The sequence below is a fragment of the Flavobacterium sp. P1_E4 genome, from assembly GCF_056405915.1.
This window is the reverse complement of the sequence record NZ_JBFUBE010000020.1, coordinates 54,839-71,201: the sequence shown is the minus strand read 5'-3', so window position 1 is coordinate 71,201 and position 16,363 is coordinate 54,839. Positions and strand designations below refer to the sequence as shown.

Genomic DNA, 16,363 nt, shown 5'->3' with positions numbered 1-16,363 from the left:
ACCATGACCGTTACCAGTAACAATACTTGCGGAATTGCAAAAGCTACATCAACTTATACCGTTAATGTGGATGCATTACCTCAAGCTTCTGCAGCTGGCGGAAGTCAAACCATCTGTTCCAATGCAACGGCTACGGTAAGCGGAGCCACTGCTTCAAATGGAACAATCCTTTGGACACATAACGGAACTGGTTCGTTGAGCAATGCCACCACATTGACCCCAACCTATACTGCAGCGGCCGAAGATGAAGGCAATACTGTGACCTTGACCATGACCGTTACCAGTAACAATACTTGCGGAATTGCAAAAGCTACATCAACTTATACCGTTAATGTGGATGCATTACCTCAAGCTTCTGCAGCTGGCGGAAGTCAAACAATCTGTTCCAATGCAACGGCTACGGTAAGCGGAGCCATTGCTTCAAATGGAAACATCTCTTGGTCCCATAATGGAGCCGGGACGTTAACTAATGAAACCACACTCACTCCTACCTATACTGCGGCTGTAGCCGACGAGGGGAAAACTGTGACACTGACCTTAACCGTAACCAGTAATAATGCCTGCGGTTCGGCTATCGCCACATCAACCTATTCCGTGAACGTGGATGCATTACCTCAGGCATCTGCCAATGGAGGAAGCCAAACCATCTTTACCAATGGCTCGGCAACGGTAAGCGGAGCAACTGCCTCCAACGGAAGCATCTCTTGGACCCACAACGGAGCCGGTTCATTGACTAATGAAACCACACTCACTCCTACCTATACTGCGGTAGCAGCTGACGGGGGGAAAACCGTGACATTGACCCTAACCGTAACCAGTAATAATGCCTGCGGTTCGGCTACAGCCACATCAACCTATATCATTAAAGTGCTCCCTCTGCCAATACAAGCAACACCTGATTTGTTTAGTGTGGACCAATGTTCTATAGGTGATGCAATCCGTAATGCACTTGCCAACGATTTATTGAATGGGCATACAGCAAGCATCTCAGATTTTAAATTTAAACTGTTAACTGCTATCGGAGAAAATATCGAAATTGATGAAAACGGAAATGTAAAATTTAAAGATGGAGTAGCTGCTGGTGAATATGTTTTTGAATATCAAGTTTGCGAAGCTGCAAATCCAACAAATTGCGCAACATCAACAATTACAATAGATGTGACAGGAAAAGAACCTGTTACTATAGCAGTTGATCCAGAAAAATTCCCTTGTAACGATGACACAACCAAAGTGAATTTATCTGATTTTCTTCCTGTAGGAACTCCGACAGACGGAACCTGGATTGATACGAACAATATGGGAGCATTAGAAGGAAATCTTCTAAATCCTTTTGGAGTGGCGGTAGGCATTTACAATTTTGAATATAAAATTACTGGTAATTGTCCAAGAAGTATATTTTTGGAAATAGGAGTTAATAACAAATGTAATGTACTTCCTTGTGAAACTTTAGTTGTTCACAATGCTTTCTCTCCAAATGAAGATGGAAAAAATGATTTTTTCAAAATTGATAACTTAGAAAATAACGATTGTTATAAAAACATAAGAGTTGAAATATTCAATCGTTGGGGAATATTAGTTTTCGAAAGAGACGGTTATAACAATGAAGGTAATGCATTTAGAGGGAAATCTGAAGGAAGAACAACAATTAGTAAAAATGAAGGTTTACCTACAGGAACATATTTCTATATCCTAAGTTACGACACAGTTGATGGTCTTGGCAATACTCAAAAAATGAAAAAAGATGGTTATCTCTATTTACTAAAATAAATTGGACTTGAAAATACTCTAAGGAGTTATCCTTGGAGTATTTTTATCATCTTTAATAAAAAGACTACAAAAAAAATCAATAAATCCTCAAAACTATGCTATTGAAAAATAGTCAATTTAAACCAACAAATAGCTAACTATGAAAACAAAATTATTTTCAATCGTTATGATGTTTACAGCCATTGTAAGTTATGCGCAACAAGATGCTCAATATACTCAATATATGTACAACACAATAAATGTGAATCCTGCATATGCAGGTTCGAGAGGCGCCTTAAGCTTTTTTGCTTTGCATCGTACACAATGGGTTGGCCTTGATGGAGCTCCTGTTACAAATACATTGTCTGTAAACACACCATTTAATAATAGTAAATTAGGATTAGGTGTTTCTATAATAAATGATGAAATTGGTCCATCAACTAGCAATTCAATATCAGCAGATATATCATATACAATTCCAGTATCTGAATCGTATAAATTATCATTTGGTCTGAAAGGAACTGCAAATCTATTTAGCATAGATGTGAATAAATTAAATCCAAAAGATCAAGACGATTTAGAATTTCAAAATTTTGACAATGAATTTTCACCCAATATCGGTGCTGGTATTTATTTACATTCACACAAAGCCTATATAGGTTTTTCAATTCCTAACTTTATAGAAACTGATGCCTATAATGACAATGATGTATCCATTTATAAAGAAAAAATGAATTACTACTTGATAGGTGGGTATGTTTTCGATTTTACCCCTACAATAAAATTTAAACCTACTTTCATGACTAAACTAGTGGAAGGATCTCCTTTGCAAGTCGATGTTTCCGGAAACTTTATGTTCAATGAAAAATTTGTGGTTGGTTTAGCCTATAGATGGAGCGCTTCAATGAGTGCAATGGTTGGTTTCCAAGTTTCAGATGCTTTCTATATTGGATACAGTTATGATTTTGAAACTACAGAACTAGACAATTACAACTCTGGTTCCCACGAAATCTTTTTACGTTATGAAGTATTTAAGAAAAACAGCAAAATGTTGACTCCTAGATTCTTTTAATCCAATAAAATATTTTACCTTTTTAGTGGATAAGAAGATTTAGATCAAATCTTAAGTACTAAATAAAAAGCGTTTAATTTTTTAAACAAATATTATGAAAAGTAAAATACTACTTTATACTGTAATTGTAAGTTTATTTTCATTCAATTGTTGGACACAAAAAAAAATAGAAGAAACTAAAGTCAATTCAAATAGTAAGAATGAAAAAACTAATAAAAAAATAAAATATTACCATGTAGAAGAAACTAGTCCATTGAAATTTGGAGGTTTCAAAACTGTATACGATGTAAGGGATCCTAAACTAATTCGGACTTATGATTTAGGTCCAAATAATAAAAGAACAATAACACCTGTATATGAGGATGTAGTAATAGTCGAACACGTTGAGCCTACTCTAAAATCATCAGATTCTCTGAAGAAAATTGAAAGTTCAGCAATATCAATCTCTGATAAACCAAAAAAAACAGACTCATATGCCTATATTGATGTTATCAAAACTTATGAGAGAGTTTCAGATAAAGGCTACGAGTCAATAGATATGTTGAAAAAAGTAGGTAATTCTTATTTTTTCAATGATGAATTAGAAAAAGCAGAAAAATGCTATGGCAAATTATTCAGTTTGACTACTGATTTGGAACCTGAATATTATTATCGTTATTCTATAGCTTTAAAAGCAATGGGTAAGACAGAACAAGCCGACGAATTTTTTAAAAAATTCAATCAATTATCTAGTAACAAATCTAGTAAATAATGTTAACAATAATCCAGAAGACAATTATAGATCTCTAAAAATAATTATTATGAAAAACATTACAGTACTTTACCTAACGATATTTTGCTTTGCTTCATTCAGCAATTATGCGCAAAAAGCCAAAGTATCGAGTGCAGATAAAAAATACGATAATTACGCCTATATTGACGCAATAAAAACATACGAAAGAATTGCCGAAAAAGGATATCAATCACCTGATATGTACCAAAAATTAGGTAATGCATATTTCTTTAATTCTGAGTTAGATAAGGCTGTAAAATGGTATGACCAATTATTTGTCTTAACAACAGATGTGGACCCTGTATACTATTATAGATATGCTTACTGTCTTAGATCTGTAGGCGATACCAAAAAAGCTGATGAAATGCTTAAAATCTATAATGAAAAATCAGGAAACGATAAAAAAGGTGAAATTTATATCCAGGAAGTAAATTACTTAGATAAAATTAAAGCCAATTCTGGAAGATATAAAATAAAAGATGCTGGAATTAACTCTAAGTACTCTGATTATGGAAGTTCTTTTTATAATGAAAGCAATCTAGTTTTCACATCTTCAAGGGATACAGGAAGCTTGGGACAAAGAAAACATACATGGACTGATCAATACTTTACAAATTTGTATGAAGCAAATTTAACTGGTGATTCATTAATTCCTTCCAAAACAATAAAATTCTCAAAAAGCGTAAAATCAAAATTCCATGAGGCCAGTGCTGTTTTCACCAAAGATGGTAAAACTATGTACTTTACAAGAAATAATTATTTGGATGGAAAAAAAGGAAAAGATGAGAATAAAGTTACCCTAATAAAAATATACAAAGCTAGTTTTGTAAACGATGATTGGGGAAATGTTACTGAATTACCATTTAATAGTAACAATTATAACACAGCACATCCAGCACTTAGCCCTGATGAAAAAACATTGTATTTTGTTTCGGATATGCCTGGAACAATCGGTGAATCCGATATCTTTAAAGCTAGTATCAATAGTGACGGCAGCTACGGAACTCCTGAAAATTTGGGAAAAATAATTAATACTCCTGGGAAAGAAACATTTCCATTTGTAAGTGATGAAAATGAAATCTATTTTGCTTCCGATACACACTCTGGACTTGGTGGTTTAGATATCTTTGTCTCCAAAATTAATCCAGATGGAACTTTCGGTGAAGTACAAAATGTAGGAGCAGATGTCAATTCTCCAAAAGATGATTTTGCCTATTTAATAAATACAAAAAATCGAATTGGATTTTTCTCTTCTAATAGAGATGGAGGAAAGGGTTATGATGATATTTATCAATTTTTGGAAACTAAAAGACTTATCCCTAAGTGTAAACCTGAATTAAATGGAGCCATAACAGAAATGGCTACCGCAAAAGTTCTGCCAAATTCCAAAGTAACCCTTTATAATGATCTACATAAAATAATCAGTAGTGTTGATTCTGATTCTAATGGCAATTATTCATTCACTAATTTAGAAGCCAACAAAACATATAGTGTTAGAGCCGAAAAAGAAGATTATACTACTACAGAAAAAACAGTTACAATTGCAGAAAACGATTGTAAAACTGAATTGAATTTAGCTTTTGAAAAAGCGTTATGTAAAGTGGTTGTAGGTGATGATTTAGGCAAATGCTTCGGAATTAAATGGATATATTTTGACTTTGACAAAGCCATTATTAGAGACGAAGCCGCTTTGGATTTAGCAAAAATATTGGATGTAATGAACCAATATCCAAATATGAAAATTGATATTCGTTCCCATACCGATAGCCGTGGCTCTGCCAAATACAATGAAGGATTATCGGACAGAAGAGCAAAATCAACAAAAGATTGGTTAATCAAAAATGGTGTCGCTCCAAATAGACTAAGCAGTAAAGGTTATGGAGAAAATAAATTAATTAATAATTGTTCTGATGGAGTAAAATGTACCGAAGATGAGCATCAACAAAATAGACGCAGCGAATTTATCATAACGGCTCTATAATTAGCATTAATTATAAAAACAAAAAAACTACCATTTAGGTAGTTTTTTTGTTTTTATAATATTCTGAATTTAAATCTTAACGAAGATATTGGTATAATATTTTTTTCCCGTTACAGGATTTTCTCTGATTGAAATACCAAAATGTGTAAAATCGCCTTCTATATTTTTTTTGTGACCTTCACTTCTTAACCAAGCATCAAATGCACCTTGGGCACTATTATAATTGTAAGCTATATTTTCACTTACATTTTTGGCATGTAAAACTTTCATAATATTTGATGAACGTGCCTCAAAATCATTATGATTTACTACATTATTAGCAATCATATAATTATCATGCTCTTCAGATTTATATGAAATATGATTAATTTTTTCTAAAGCATTCAAACCTATACTTACTCTATAATTATTAATCAATGTCATTGTTTCTAATTCTACTGGACTATAATCGTAGTTCAATACAATTGGCAAGCTTTCAGAAGATTCTTGTGATCCAGTATCCTCAGCTGTACAGGAAACTATAAAAGTCAAAATCACAACAAAAAAAGACATGCGAAATAATTTCGAATACATAATGATAGTAGTTTAAATTTAAAGTAGATTGGGGGCAAACTGCTTTAATGTTAATGGTTTAGATTATTATTCAAATTAACTTACTAATCCTTGAACTACCAAAAAAAATCGATGAACTACACTAAATTTATAAAAAAAAATATTAAATTCCTACATTATGGAGCTAAACGAGAAATCATCCATGAAAAATCTTCTTGAAGAGTATAACGAATTCTATCATGCAAACGATTGGGTCTTCCTTGCCAAAACTCTACCTCTAAAGGAGTTACCAAAAAACCTCCCCAATGCTTTGGTCGAGGAATTTCTTTTCCTTCAAAATCTTTTTCTAATTGCTTTAAACTCTCTTCAAGATAATTTCGAGAAGGAATAACTTCACTTTGATTGGAAACTATAGCGCCCAATTTGCTGCCATCAGGTCTTGACTCAAAATACCCATCAGAAATATTGTCTGAAGTTTTCTGGGCTATCCCTTTTATAATTACCTGTCGTTCCATACTTTCCCAGAAAAAAGACAGACAAATTTTTGGGTTATTAATTATAGCCCTACCCTTTTCCGAATTATAATTTGTAAAAAAAACAAAACCTTCTTCATTGAATTTTTTCAACAAAACGATACGTGATTTTGGAAAACCATCCAAGCCAATTGTAGAAACAGTCATCGCATTGACTTCTCCAGCGCCATCAAAATCTTCCTCTTCATGAAACCATCTATTAAAAAGATTAATTGGATCTTCAGGAATTGACGATTCTAATAATTCGCTTTTCTCATATGATTTTCTATAATTACTTAAATCATTCATTGTTTAGAATATTAGATTATTGGACTTTTAGATTGTTGGACTTTTAGATTGTTGGACTTTTAGATTGTTAAAAATACTTTTTTTTACATTTAGTATCTTACAGTCTAAAAATCTAGAAATCTAACTATCCATTTTAAAATTCAAAACTTTTGCCATCATCAGCCAACAGTACTTCTTTAAAAATGGTTTCAGCTTCTTTTTTAAACAAATCAATACTATCGTAACGAGTAGAATAATGACCTAAAATTAATTGTTTTACATTGGCTTTCAAAGCAATTTTGGCTGCTTCTTTGGCTGTTGAATGCATAGTTTTTTGTGCCAATGTTTCTTCCGATTGCAAGAATGTAGATTCGTGATATAACACCGTAACATTTTCTATTAAAGGAATTATATTTTCATTGTATTTGGTATCCGAACAAAAAGCATAACTCAAAGAAAGAATTGGATCAAATGACAATTTATCGTTGGCAATTATCCGACCATCTTCAAGAGTGATATCTTTTCCATTTTTGATATTCTGATAATAACAAGTATTGATCTCATAGTCGTGAACAGCATTCAAATCAAGTCTGCGCTCCCCTATTTTTTCTTGAAATAAAAAACCATTTGTATAAACGCGATGCTTTAATGGAATGGTTTTTACGATTACTTTATCATCTTCATAAACGATTACACTTTCCTTCGATTCCAATTCATGAAAAAATAATTGATAATTAGTCCATGAATTTGATAATTTTAATTGTAAATCGATTATCTCTTTAATTCCTTTTGGACCATAAATATGTAAATCTGTAGTGCGCCCTAAAAGTGCAAAAGTGGATATCAAACCAATTAATCCAAAAAAATGGTCACCATGTAAATGAGAAATAAAAACATGATTGATTTTTGAAAATTTCAATTTGTTTTTACGCAATTGTACTTGAGTTCCTTCACCACAGTCAATCAAAAAAAGTCTGTTTTTAATTTCTAAAACCTGGGAGGTGGGATTGGTAAAAGTACGAGGAGTAGCGGCATAACAGCCTAATATGGTAAGTTTCAATTTTTTTCGTTTAATCGTTTAATCGTTTATTTGTTTAATCGTTTAAAGTTGATTGAAAGCGTGTTTAAAAAATAATTTTCTAGATTTTTTATTTAAATCCAATTTTATATTTATCTAACAAATAAACGATTAAACAAATAAACAAACAACCGATTAAACAATCTTAAAAACCTAAATCTCTTTCAATTTCATCCATTTCAATCAAATCTTGAGCTTCCAATTGGGTTGGAACAACTGTAATAGAAACTGGAACTTTATTATAGTCTAAATCTTGAACAACAAAAACCAAAGATTTTTTTTCTTTTTTATGCTTTTTGGCTAGCTCAGAAAAAATCTTAATTGACTTTACATCAACTGATTTGTCGTGAGAAATATCTAAAATAAGATTATGCTCTTTAAAACTATTGTATTGACTATTTATTTTCTCTAGAAATTCTACAATATCTCCTTCAGTATCTTTAATTATAATAGTATGTCCTTTTGAAGTAACTTTCATAGTGTTTTTTATTGGATTTTTGATGCTAAAAGATAGATAACTGCCATTCTGATAGCAACACCATTCTCTACTTGATTTAAAATCACCGATTGTTGTGAATCGGCTACATCACTTGTAATTTCGACACCACGATTTATAGGTCCTGGATGCATAATTACAATTTCTTTATTGAGTGAATCCAATAAAGTTCTATCAACTCCATATTGCTGTGCGTACTCTCTAGTTGATGGAAAAAAATTAACATCCATCCTTTCATTTTGTACTCTTAACATATTTGCTACATCACACCATTCAAGCGCTTTACGCAAATTAGGTTCAACTGTTACTCCAAGTGATTCAATATACCTTGGGATAAGTGTTTTCGGTCCGCAAACTTTAACTTCCGCACCTTGCATTTGCAAAGCATATATATTGGAAAGTGCCACTCTAGAATGCAAAATATCACCAACAATAACCACTTTTTTTCCCGCTACATCTCCTAATTTTTCTCTAATTGAATAACTATCTAATAAAGCTTGTGTTGGGTGTTCATGAGCTCCATCACCTGCATTTACAATACTTGCCTTAACATTTTTTGATAAAAAATAAGCGGCTCCAGGATTTGAATGTCTCATGACTACCATATCCACTTTCATCGAAAGAATATTGTTTACGGTATCAATTAATGTTTCTCCTTTTTTCACTGAAGATTGTGCTGCCGAAAAACTAATAACATCAGCAGATAAACGTTTTTGAGCTAATTCAAATGATAATTTTGTTCGTGTACTGTTTTCAAAAAAAATATTAGCAATTGTAATATCACGCAACGAAGGTACTTTCTTTATCGGGCGATTAATTACTTCTTTAAAATGATCGGCAGTTTCAAAAATCAGGTTAATATCATTTTCATTAATATATTTAATACCTAATAAATGATTTACACTTAATTCGCTCATTATTGTTTAGATTTTCAGATTTTTATAATTCTTAATATGGAGTTTCGTTTTATTTTTGAGTAACCAAATCTAATTGGTCACTAAATAAACACCATCCTCTCCATCTTGCTCAGCCCAACAAACTTTTACCTTTTCACCATTAATCGCATCAACTTGACGACCTCGATAATCTGGTTGGATAGGTAAGTCTCTACTAAAACGACGATCAATTAATGCCAACAATTCAATTCCTGAAGGTCTCCCAAAAGATTGAATAGCTGTCAAAGCAGCACGAATACTACGTCCAGTATACAATACATCATCAATGAAGATTACTTTTTTCTCTTCTACTAAAAAATCAATTTGTGTTTTATTGGCTTCCAAAGGCTTATTGGTTCTGCGGAAATCATCTCTAAAAAAAGTGATATCCAAATATCCCAAAGATACATTTGGTATGTGATATTCTTTTTCTAATAATTCTTTTAATCGTTCTGCCAAAAATGTTCCTCTAGGCTGAATCCCTATCAAAACAGTATCAGAAAAGTCAAGATGTTTTTCAATTAATTGACAAGCCAAACGATTCAAAATAATATTGACTTCTTTTGAATTGAGTAACACTTTTTGATTCATATTTAGCAATTATTTGTTTTTAAAAGATTTACGGCATCATTCGTATTATTATTGAAATGCAATATTTGTCATTTGCTATTTCAAAACATCCGCAGGTTTGGTTGAGCAAATATACAAATTCCGTTTTAGGATTTATTAATTGCAACACCAGAAAAATTATTTCTTTTTTTCCTAAAAGAAATCCATGTTGCCTTATGCCAAATATATTTCTTAGAAGAGAATCTTTTTAACATTTATCTATGGATTAATACTGTTCTCAGTTCTTTATAAGGCATTTTATTTTTTTAAATAACATCAATTATCTGATGATTTTAAAATAATTACTGATTTGCTATAATTTTAACTCATTGTCGTCATTTTTATACTAACACATTGAAATAACGATAATTAAAGCCATTATATCATCAGTTTCTGCTAATTATCTATAAGTTTTCACTGGTTAGTTATCCTACATTTGACATTCGAATTAGAATATGAATTTCTATAAATTCAGAATTTAACTTAATCAACTTATACATTCATTTAAAAGATACTATTCTACAACTTTAAACCTATTTATTATTAACCAAAACCAAAAAAAAAAAAAATGAAAAAAGTCTTTTTTTATGTTACTCTTGTTTTCCTTGTTCTAAGTTGCGAACAAGAAAAAAAAGAATCCAATGTTGAAGCTACAAATGATCAACAACCGAACGGAACCTGTTTGACCGACCAAGTGATGGCACAGTATTATGCCGAAAACCCATTGGCTCGCACTCAAATGGAAAATTTTGATCTTTATACACAGAATCGTGTTAAAAGTATTTCTACTAGTAAAATGCTTGCAAGTAGTTATGTTATCCCAGTTGTATTTCATGTTTATGGAACTGATTTTGCTGGAAAAACTGTGAATGAACAAACGATTATAACAGCCTTAGAAAAAGTAAACGAAGATTTTCACGGTCTTAATTCTGATTATGGAACTGTTGATCCTTTTTTTCAATCAATTCGCTCCACTTTTAATGTAACTTTTAAATTGGCACAAATAGATCCAAATGGCAACCCTACTCCAGGAATAATTTTCCATCCAAGCGCAAAAGGATATGGAGGCACTAAACCAACGGCAATCAAAGCAATTCAAGCTGATGCGTGGGATAACTACAAGTACTGTAATGTGTATATTCAGTTGGATTTATATGGTGACAATAAACTGAATAATTCCGGTGTTGCTTGGTATCCCGATAAAGCAATGTCTGATAGTAAAATTGCAAGAATTGTGTACAATGGGCGATATCTTTATGGAAACACGGATTCTGAGTTTTCGTCCACACTTTCTCATGAATTTGGTCACTGGCTAAATTTAATTCACTCTTTTCAAGATGGATGCTCATTGACAAATGAGAATTTATGTGATACGACAGGAGACAAAGTTTGTGACACACCACAGGCCACGAGTGCTGACAACTGTTCTACTCAAACTAATTGTTCCGCAAAACGTGTAAATGTTGAAAATTATATGGGATATGCAGGAGCAGGAGGTTGTTACAAAATGTTTACTTTAGGACAAGTCGGTCGCATGGATGCAGCCATGCATCATGTAGCGAGACAAACCATTTGGCAAACAACAAACCTTAGTTCGACTGGGGTACAATAATTTTTCACAAAGTTTAGAATAGTATGAAAAGAGGATGTTTCAAAATTTTGAAACACCTCTTTTTGATTTTACCTTAATTACAAAAAAAACTCCCACATAAATGCAGGAGTCTATAATTTATTGAACTTAATTATTCTTAAGAATACATTTTTGTTAAAACAATTTGCATCTTATTCACTTACGAAACAGTAACAATAAACCTTAAAAACACAAGAATAAAACTTATTTACAAAACTAGGTTTACAAACTACTACGAGACAATATCAAGTTGTATTAATACATACACGTTTATTTATCCAAATAAATAGTATTACTTCAGTGCCAGAGCTCATAGATTTAAATCAAACACAAACTTTTCTTTTCTTTTCTCAATGGTAGTTCAGGTTCAGACAATGAGGTTTCTTACTGTAACAATGGCAGTTCGTGTTCAAACAATGAGATCCCATGCTGTAACAATGACAGTTTATGTTAAAACAATGAAGCCTCTTGCTAAAGTATTGGTATTTCCTGTTCAAACAATTGCATTTCTCTTTTAAACAATGGAACTTCTTCCTTAATCTATGTCACGTGTTTTAATAAAAATAAAAAAACCCTTTCTCTATGATAGGGAAAGGGTTTCTTTTTTTTGCAATCAAAGCTTATTTAGTGTACATTTTTATTCTTAATTCTTGAACTTTTTCATCATCCAAATATTCATCAAAAGTCATATAACGATCGATAGCGCCATTTGGTGTTAATTCAACTACCCTATTACCTACAGTTTGGGCAAATTCATGGTCATGAGTTGTAAAAATAACTGAACCCTTAAAGTTTTTCAATGAATTATTGAAAGCAGTAATAGATTCCAAATCCAAGTGATTTGTAGGTTCATCTAGCATTAGGATATTAGCACGTTCCATCATCATTCGGGACAACATACAACGAACTTTTTCTCCTCCTGATAAAACACGACTTGTCTTTAAAGCCTCTTCACCAGAAAAAATCATTTTTCCAAGGAAACCTCTAATAAAAACTTCATCGCGTTCTTCCTCTGTTTTTGCCCATTGGCGTAACCAATCAACTAAAGTATAATCATTTTCAAAAAAAGAATGATTTTCTACTGGCAAATACGCTTGATTTGTGGTAACTCCCCAATCAAATTCACCAGCATCTGGTTCTTGATTTCCATTTAATATTTCATAAAAGGCTGTTGTAGCACGAGAATCTTTAGAGAAAAGAACAATTTTATCGCCTTTGGCCATATTCAAATCAACTCCTTTAAACAAAATTTCACCATCAATCGAAGCGCTTAAATTTTGCACATTCAAAATTTGATCTCCAGCTTCACGATCCTGATCAAAAATAATCGCAGGATAACGACGGCTAGAAGGTTTAATTTCAGAAATATTCAATTTAGAAATCATTTTTTTACGAGAAGTAGCTTGTTTAGATTTAGCAACATTCGCAGAAAAACGACGAATAAATTCTTCTAATTCTTGTTTCTTTTCTTCGGCTTTTTTGTTTTGTTGAGCGCGCTGTTTAGCAGCTAATTGACTGGATTCATACCAAAAAGTATAATTCCCTGAATAATGATTTATTTTACCAAAATCAATATCCGATATATGTGTACAAACTGAATCCAAGAAGTGTCTGTCGTGAGAAACTACGATTACTGTATTTTCATAGTTTGCCAAGAAATTTTCCAACCAAGCAATGGTTTCAAAATCCAGGTCATTGGTAGGTTCATCCATGATTAATAAATCTGGATTTCCAAACAGCGCTTGTGCCAAAAGTACTCTCACTTTAATTTTTCCTTCCAAATCTCCCATTAATGTATAATGGTTATCCTCAGAAATTCCAAGATTAGAAAGCATTGAAGCTGCATCAGAATCGGCATTCCAACCGTTCATTTCTTCAAATTGTACTTGTAACTCCCCTATTCTATCTGCGTTTGCATCATTGTAATCCAAATAAAGGGCGTCCATCTCTGTTTTCACAGCATATAAAACTTTATTACCCATCATCACGGTTTCCAATACCGTATGTTCGTCAAACATGTTGTGGTTTTGGTTTAAAACCGACATACGTTTTCCTGGTTCCAAATGAATATGTCCCGAAGTTGGGTCGATATCACCTGCAATTATTTTAAGAAAAGTTGATTTTCCAGCACCATTGGCTCCAATAACTCCATAAATATTTCCGTGTGTGAAGGTTGTATTTACTTCGTCAAACAAAATTCGTTTGCCAAACTGAACTGATAAATTATTGACTGTTAACATGAATGTCTCTTTATTAAAATTTTGTGCAAAAGTACAAAAAAATGTCAAATATTTTTTACTCAAAAACAACAATTAGTTTATTAATAAATTTCCAACAATTCTTATCTGATTTTGAATCTATACATTAAAAACCAAAAAAACCTGGCAACGAATTACCAGGTTTAGAGATATTGTTTTCACAGAAAAACAATAGCAATTCAAAATAAAAAATCATATTAAAATGTAAATAACCAAACTCAATCTTAACTATTACAACTTTTATTTTTGAATTTAAATCAAGCTTGAACTAACTTTTTCAAGCTATTATATACCGCTAATTCAACATCGGCATGTTCTTTCGAATTACATTTCTCTAGTAATTCATTCAATACAGAAGCATCTATACTCTGTTTATTTATTTTAAGCAAAAGTTGCTCTGATATATCATTTAAATTTTTAGCCAAAGGTAAAAGTGGCTGGACTAGAGGTGCATCATTACTTAAAGTTATTAAGTCTTTATTCATCTTAATCCATTTATTTAAATAATTAGCAACAATAATTTGATTTTCATTTGTTTTATTATTCAAATAATTACTTACAGCACCATCAAATCCTACTGCATCAAATGCATCTGGAGTACAAGCATCGGCAAATAAAGTCAACGGCGAATACATTTGATATTCAGTCCCTCCACTATTTCTTGTATACTGTTTAAGTGGTTCACAAACATTAGACAAATCAAGTAATGCTTCATTTTTTTGATTATTGCTAATATTTCTCAACAATCCCTCTTTGCTCTTTAAGTGTGTCAATCCAAGTTCTTCCAATCTGAAAGAAACTGTATTTAGTCTTTTACGCAAACTATTGATATCTGTAATATTTTCATTGGACCAAAGACGTTCGGCAATGGCCGCAGTTCTTGGCCAAATTCTGGAATCAATGGTTGCTGGCGTCACCAATTCTGACCACATAACAGCCTCACCTCCCAAAATCCTAGCTTTTTCTTCATCAGTTAGTGCAACATTTTTCGGCATTGGGTCAACTTTATAATGATCTTCAACTCCAAAAACCAAATCAATATAAAATCCATTGGATAATACCGTTTTGTATCCTCCTTTTACAGCGTCAATAAGAGATTTACCAGCTGGAACTCCCTCATTACTTCCTTTCCAAGAATGTATAATAGCATCTTTGGACATATTTTTAGTCATGATTTCTTCCCACCCCATTAATTCTTTATTATGCTTTTTGAGCATTGGAATTAATTGCATCGTGAAATACGTTTGCAATTCATGGTTGTTTGCTAAATTATGTTTCTTTTTGAATTCTTGAATTTTAGGATTTGAGTCCCAGTCTTTCCCTTCGTTTTCATCACCCCCTATGTGAAAAAATTTACCGGGAAAGAGCGGACAGATTTCATCAAAGAATTCACTTAATAATTGGTACGTTTTTGGATTTGAAGGATCTAATGTAGGTGAAAAAATCCCCGCATTTCTTTCCAAACTATAAGATTGTATTTGTGTAAACTGTTGTCCTTTTTCACCTGAATTTAAATGCAAGTTCACCACTTTACTTCCTATTTCTGGATAAGCAGTCAATATAGCCGTTCCGTGGCCTGGTACATCCAGTTCTGGAACTACCAAAATCCCTCTATCCGCAGCATATTTTACAACACTTTTTATTTCTTCTTGAGTATAATAATTTCCATCCGATGCCATTTGTATCAGTTTCGGATGTTTTTTCATTTCGATTCTCCAACCTTGATCATCTACTAAATGCCAATGAAAAACATTCATCTTTACAGATGCCATTCCATCCAAATTGCGTTTTATCACATCAACTGGCATAAAATGTCTTGCTCCGTCAATCATTAAACCTCTCCAAGTAAATCTTGGAAAATCTGAAATTTTAGAAGTCGGAAAATAAAAGGATTTATTATTATTTTGCAACAATTGCAACAAGGTTTCCAGTGCATGCAATGCTCCTACATCTGTTGTTGCATTTATGGTAATCTTATTTGAGCTTACATCCAATAAATAACTTTCATCTTCATACAATTCAATTTTTCCAGATCGAACACAATTGATTTGCAATTCTGCATCAGGAACTTCATTTAAACCTGTTACAAAGCCTTGATTGAAGAACAAACCAGTTCTTCCGTCCAATCGTCTTAAAAAATTAGTGGCACCAATAAATATCCTTGAATTTGGAGCTCCAGTGATATTAACTTTGAAGTTCTTTGTCAATGGAAATGTACCTTCTGAAAGCGAAATGTTTTGAGGCCACGGCATAATATTTAATTGCTCTTTACTAATTTGAGCTGATGAAATAATAGAGGCAAATAAAAAAATTATGATGTATTTCATTTTATATAAGAAAGTATATTAAAAATCTGAATTTCAAAAAAAATGATGTAAATCAAGTGCTAAACTCTAGAATTCATAGTTCATACAAAAACTTAGAGCCTAGCCCT

13 protein-coding genes are annotated in these 16,363 nt (G+C 32.2%); 5 read left to right on the top strand and 8 right to left on the bottom strand.

Features of this window, described 5'->3' with window-relative positions; genetic code table 11:
- The 4 genes from AC1DY0_RS16065 to AC1DY0_RS16050 form a co-directional block, all read left to right on the top strand.
- Positions 1-1,767 (top strand): gliding motility-associated C-terminal domain-containing protein (locus AC1DY0_RS16065; RefSeq protein WP_477189599.1); only part of this gene is annotated, 1,767 nt, incomplete at its 5' end.
- A gap of 139 nt (positions 1,768-1,906) precedes the next feature.
- Entirely contained in the window at positions 1,907-2,818 is a 912-nt protein-coding gene (locus tag AC1DY0_RS16060) for a PorP/SprF family type IX secretion system membrane protein (RefSeq protein ID WP_477189598.1), read from the top strand.
- 94 nt (positions 2,819-2,912) lie between these two features.
- On the top strand, positions 2,913-3,569 hold the full coding sequence (locus AC1DY0_RS16055) for a tetratricopeptide repeat protein (RefSeq protein WP_477189597.1): 657 nt from the start codon (positions 2,913-2,915) through the stop codon (positions 3,567-3,569).
- Between the two features lie 49 nt (positions 3,570-3,618).
- The gene (locus AC1DY0_RS16050) at positions 3,619-5,571 is read left to right on the top strand and encodes an OmpA family protein (RefSeq protein WP_477189596.1); all 1,953 of its coding nucleotides are present in this window, start codon (positions 3,619-3,621) and stop codon (positions 5,569-5,571) included.
- Positions 5,572-5,640: 69 nt separating this feature from the next.
- Here the strand turns inward: AC1DY0_RS16050 and AC1DY0_RS16045 are convergent, their stop codons facing one another.
- From AC1DY0_RS16045 to pyrR, 6 genes are all read right to left on the bottom strand, one after another.
- A complete protein-coding gene (locus AC1DY0_RS16045; RefSeq protein ID WP_477189595.1) occupies positions 5,641-6,123 on the bottom strand; it encodes a CAP domain-containing protein in 483 nt (160 codons plus the stop codon).
- 176 nt (positions 6,124-6,299) lie between these two features.
- Positions 6,300-6,944 (bottom strand): pyridoxamine 5'-phosphate oxidase, encoded by a 645-nt coding sequence (pdxH, locus tag AC1DY0_RS16040; protein WP_477189594.1) that lies wholly within the window; start codon positions 6,942-6,944, stop codon positions 6,300-6,302.
- A 133-nt stretch (positions 6,945-7,077) separates the two neighbouring features.
- Positions 7,078-7,983 (bottom strand): ribonuclease Z, encoded by a 906-nt coding sequence (locus AC1DY0_RS16035; RefSeq protein WP_477189593.1) that lies wholly within the window; start codon positions 7,981-7,983, stop codon positions 7,078-7,080.
- A 163-nt stretch (positions 7,984-8,146) separates the two neighbouring features.
- A complete protein-coding gene (locus AC1DY0_RS16030; RefSeq protein ID WP_477189592.1) occupies positions 8,147-8,479 on the bottom strand; it encodes a ribonuclease Z in 333 nt (110 codons plus the stop codon).
- A gap of 8 nt (positions 8,480-8,487) precedes the next feature.
- The gene (locus tag AC1DY0_RS16025; RefSeq protein WP_477189591.1) at positions 8,488-9,414 is read right to left on the bottom strand and encodes an aspartate carbamoyltransferase catalytic subunit; all 927 of its coding nucleotides are present in this window, start codon (positions 9,412-9,414) and stop codon (positions 8,488-8,490) included.
- A gap of 69 nt (positions 9,415-9,483) precedes the next feature.
- A complete protein-coding gene (pyrR, locus tag AC1DY0_RS16020) occupies positions 9,484-10,023 on the bottom strand; it encodes a bifunctional pyr operon transcriptional regulator/uracil phosphoribosyltransferase PyrR (protein ID WP_477189590.1) in 540 nt (179 codons plus the stop codon).
- Between the two features lie 586 nt (positions 10,024-10,609).
- Here pyrR and AC1DY0_RS16015 point away from each other — a divergent pair.
- Positions 10,610-11,653 carry a M43 family zinc metalloprotease gene (locus tag AC1DY0_RS16015; protein ID WP_477189589.1) on the top strand — a complete coding sequence of 348 codons (1,044 nt, stop codon included), beginning with the start codon at positions 10,610-10,612 and terminating at the stop codon, positions 11,651-11,653.
- Positions 11,654-12,291: 638 nt separating this feature from the next.
- Here AC1DY0_RS16015 and AC1DY0_RS16010 read toward each other — a convergent pair.
- Both AC1DY0_RS16010 and AC1DY0_RS16005 read right to left on the bottom strand, forming a co-directional pair.
- Positions 12,292-13,911, bottom strand: a complete 1,620-nt coding sequence (locus AC1DY0_RS16010; protein ID WP_477189588.1) for an ABC-F family ATP-binding cassette domain-containing protein — start codon at positions 13,909-13,911, stop codon at positions 12,292-12,294.
- Between the two features lie 275 nt (positions 13,912-14,186).
- A complete protein-coding gene (locus AC1DY0_RS16005; protein ID WP_477189587.1) occupies positions 14,187-16,256 on the bottom strand; it encodes a beta-N-acetylhexosaminidase in 2,070 nt (689 codons plus the stop codon).
- Between the last annotated feature and the right edge of the window lie 107 nt (positions 16,257-16,363).